The following is a 4,658-nucleotide window of genomic DNA, read 5'->3' as shown; positions in this document are numbered from 1 at the left end:
GTGGAGTTGAGGGTCCCTGAAACTTATCCGCGTCCGCAAGATTTAGCTCAAACCTCATGATCTCGCTATTGTAACCTTTACTGCCATATATTGTTTCACAAATAATTCTTATACCTTAGTCCATTCTATGACGCAAAGTTTCTTTTTTACCCCTTAAGTTTCAAACTATATTAAAAGAAATAGGCCCTCATTTCTGAGAGCCTTTGTAATTCTATTAATAATTTGAAATATTAATCAACTATAATTTCTAAAAAATGCTCTTCAAATATTTTAACTAGTTCAGGATCAAATTGAGATCCTGCGTTATCTTTGATTTCATTCAATGCTTCTTCATTCGTGAAAATCTCTCTATATGTTCTTGCACTTGTCATTGCATCAAATGCATCAGCAATTGAAATTATTCTTGATTGCAGAGGAATATCTTCTGCTTTTATTCCTCTTGGATAACCAAGACCATCCCATCTTTCATGGTGACTCAGAACAATATTTGAAATACTCCTCATATCATGAGTAGAGTTCAATATTCTAAAACCAATTTCTGGATGCGATTTTACTAATTCATATTCTTCTGTGGATAACTTCCCTTCTTTTATAATAATACTAATTGGAATAATTATCTTTCCTATATCATGCAGTAATCCTGCTGTTTTCACTTCATTTACTTCTTGTCCATTCATTCCATGAGCCTTAGCGATTTTCTCGCTAATTTCAGATACAGTTCTTGAATGAATTTCAGAATTCTTGTCTTTCTCATATAATGTATGCAAAATAGTTTCAATAGCTCCACTTCTCATTGAAGGTATCTCAAGTAATTTTACTCTGTACATTAAATCTTCAGCACTTCTAAAAGTTTCTTGGATGTTCTCGTTAATATTATTCTTAGTTGCAAACCCAAATGATATAGATAACTCTATTGATTCTATATTAATTTTTTTTGCCTTTTTGTTTGCCTTACTAATTATTTTCTCTGCTTGTTCTCCACTAGTTTTAGGCATAGCAATAACAAATTCATCTCCACCAATTCTAGCAATTAAATCAGTTTCTCTGCATGCACTTAAAATAACTTTTGAAGCTGAAATAAGAAGTTTGTCACCAGCTCCATGCCCAAAAGCATCATTAATTAACTTTAAACCATTAATGTCTGACATTACAATTGTTAAAGGTAAATTTTCAGGAATATCCAATTCCCTCAGATTATCTTCAAAATATCTTCTATTATGTAAGTCTGTTAATGAATCATGATAACTTATATACAAGATTTCTTTCTGTCTTCTTCTATTTTCTGTAACGTCTTCCATAATAACAGCCATTCTGTCAACACCAATTTTATAAGCATAAATTTTTAAATAACTATCTATAGCTATTGAATAATCTTCAAATATACTAGTCTTACCAGAATTAGCAACTTTCTCAAATTCATCAATCCAATACTGTTCTGTTTGCGGGAAAACATCCCAAAGGTTCCTACCAATAAGTTCAGAACTATTCTTTCCAACTAATTGCTCATATACTTTATTAATTCCTAGAATTTGAAAATCAATTTTATTTTTTTCAGCATCACGTACAATAGAATAATGAACCATGCCTAAAGGCAACATGTCTGACAATAGTCTATACTTTTCTTCACTTTCCTTTTGTTTTATATTTGCTTTAGTCATTTCAGTTATATTTCTGGCAAATGAAGATATCCCAATAATTTCTTTTTCATTATCAATGATTGGACTAAATATCATTTCAAAATAACTTTTATCTAAATCACCATATTGCTCTCTCTTAGTATGAGTTTCACCAGATAAAGCTCTATCATAGTTTTCTTTTATTCTTTTTATATCATCTTTGGAAGTCATAAAATCAAATATGCACATACCAATAGTAACGTCTGCATTGTAAGCCAATTTCATTGAGGTGCTATGTGCTTTGTTAAAGAACATGTATCTATACTCAGTATCTAAAGATAAAATAATGATGTCCTTTGGACTTTCTAAGCTTGCATTCAATAACAATTGTGACTCGTTCAACTCTTTATTTAGTTGTTTTATATTTTCTTCTTCTTTTGATTTTTCAGTTACATCCATTGCAACACTCATTGCTACAGCTCTACCATCGGGTAAATTCCCAATTGAAATAGAATTAAAGTCCCAAATCAAATGCCTTCCATCTTTAGTATTAACAACATATTCTCCATCATGTTGATTTTCTAACAAGGTATACTGCTTATTAATACGGTCTCTCACATGTTCTTTATCTTGCCCATGAGCTTTGTTAGTCCAATCAAATATTGTTGGAATATCTGATTTTGCATATTTCGAAAGATTAGTCCATTCTTGACTTATATTTAATACAGTACCATCTTCTGCATGAATCATAATAGGGATAGGTGCATTTTCGATACTGTTTTTAAATATATCTCCAGCCAACAATAAGTCAGCGTTTGAACGGTCAATCTTGCGCGTTATTCTTTTTGATATTGGTATAATAACTATAATAACAACGAACAAAGTAATCAAACATACCAATGATGTAAACAATCCTATATTCGTTGCACTATTTTGAAGTACTACTTTTGTCAATAGAGTAATAATGAAAATCAAAATGGTTGTTAATGGAATAAATGTCAAAAGTAAAGTCTTTAAAATCTCATTACTAGTAACATAATTAACAACGTAAGAATTGTGTGTACTTAGAATTATAGAAAAGCCTAAGAACATAAATGCAACAGCTGTGTTTATTGCTATTGGTATAATCCCTGACCCATAAAGCAGTGGGGAATCAAATATATAACCAGTTACCGCAACAAAACTTAGTAAAAATATTATAACCCCAAATATTGCTGATATATTGTCTTTCACTTTTTTATTATTTTTTTGTAAAGATAGGAAAAATGAAACGCCTGAAAACATATATAAAAATCCGGTATATGGTGACATCCTTTTGACTGGATACAAATCCGTTCCTTCAGATGCTGGCAACCATAAATCTTCGAAAGTCAAATCGAAATGAATAAAGTATTCTATAAATTTTAATGACCCATAGACTGCAATAAAAAGTGCAATCACCTTAAAAAGTTTTATTACATTTTCTGATTTCTTATTCAAAAGCAATATTGATATACTACCTAACAATATAAAAAACAAGGCAGTGTCTCTTGACATTGGTATATAACTTTCTTGGATACTAGCCAAATTATCAAAACCAGTAAGCCAGCCAATAAAAGTAATTATACCAAATAATATTATTATACTATTTAAAATTACAATGATTTTTTTTGTCTTTAAAGATATTTCACTATTTTTAATCATTTCGCTATTCCTCCTAACTTCTTTCTTTCAAATAAAACTTTTGATTTTATGTGCTTATAAAAAGATATCTATATCCCATATAAATATCCCTGTACTTATTGTAGCATAAATAACATGCAATAGCGAATATTGAAAAATGCAATCTCACTAACTACCTTCTTAATTTTTTGTATAATTATAAAAAGGAAGGTGGTACTTATGCAATACACTAATGAAGAAAAAATTATAATGGTTAATGATTATTTAAAAGGAACTTCCGTATCATATATGACAAAACAATATAAACTTTCAAGAAGTACTTTATATAATTGGGTTTCTAAATTTAAGGAAGATCCAATTAGTAAAACTACCATTAGTAAACATTATATATATATAGACAAGATTCAACTTGAAAAACTGAAAAGAGATAATGAAATACTCACATATGTGATTAAGGAACTAAATCTTTCATCAAGTGAAAAGCTTAAATTCGCAATCTCAATAGATGAAAAATATCCAGTCCATTCAATTTGTAGAGTTTTAAACTTACGAAGATCTACCTATTATCATAACAAATACAGAAAACCAAAAATAACTAAACTTCACAAAGATGATGAAATATTCAAAAGTATTATAAAGGATATCTTTATAGAATCAAAAGGACGATTTGGGTCAAGAAAAATAAGAAGAATCATTATTAAAGATGGTTATATTATAAGTGAACGCAGAATAACTAGATTAATGAAAGAAATGGAACTAGTAGCTAATCAAAAAAGTTTAAACTATAATGACTCTCATAAAAGGAAATATTTTACAAAGCCCAATATTATAAGTAAGTTAGATTCTACTATTCAAACAAATATGATTTGGATAAGTGATATTACCTACATTAAAGTAAACTCTGTACATTATTACTTATATGTAATTATTGATATTTATTCAAGATTTATTATTGATTACACACTATCTAAAAACATGGAATCGATAAATATAGTCAGGTTATTTAAAAGAGCATTTATCTTAAGAAATAAACCAGGTAATTTAATATTTCACAGTGATCAAGGGAGACAATATAAATCATATATATTTAAAAACTGTTTAGCTGAACATAATGTATCTCAATCTTTTTCTAAAACTGGGTGTCCACATGACAATGCTATATGTGAAAGTACATTTGCTAGTTTAAAGAAAGAAGAAATCCATAGATTCATTTACAAAGACTTTAACGAATTAAAAGATTCAATTGATGAATACGTTCATTTTTTTAATTACAGACGTCCACATGCATCACTGAATTATAAAACTCCAAGTGAATTTGAAAATACCGCTAAATAAAGACATAAAAAAGGCCATCAATTACTGATGGTCTTTCGTTTAAAT

General features: G+C 28.8%; 2 protein-coding genes. One reads left to right on the top strand and one right to left on the bottom strand.

Annotated elements, in window-relative coordinates; all coding sequences use genetic code 11:
• Positions 1-230: 230 nt before the first annotated feature.
• Positions 231-2,900, bottom strand: a complete 2,670-nt coding sequence (locus AC2LE6_RS08505) for an HD domain-containing phosphohydrolase (protein WP_484478829.1) — start codon at positions 2,898-2,900, stop codon at positions 231-233.
• A gap of 597 nt (positions 2,901-3,497) precedes the next feature.
• On the opposite strand from AC2LE6_RS08505, the gene AC2LE6_RS08500 reads away from it, so the two are divergent.
• Positions 3,498-4,613: an IS3 family transposase gene (locus AC2LE6_RS08500; RefSeq protein ID WP_484478828.1), complete on the top strand. Its 1,116-nt coding sequence runs from the start codon at positions 3,498-3,500 to the stop codon at positions 4,611-4,613.
• Positions 4,614-4,658 lie beyond the last annotated feature (45 nt).

The sequence above is a fragment of the Candidatus Izemoplasma sp. genome (assembly GCF_982632705.1).
This window is presented reverse-complemented; position numbering and strand designations above follow the sequence as displayed.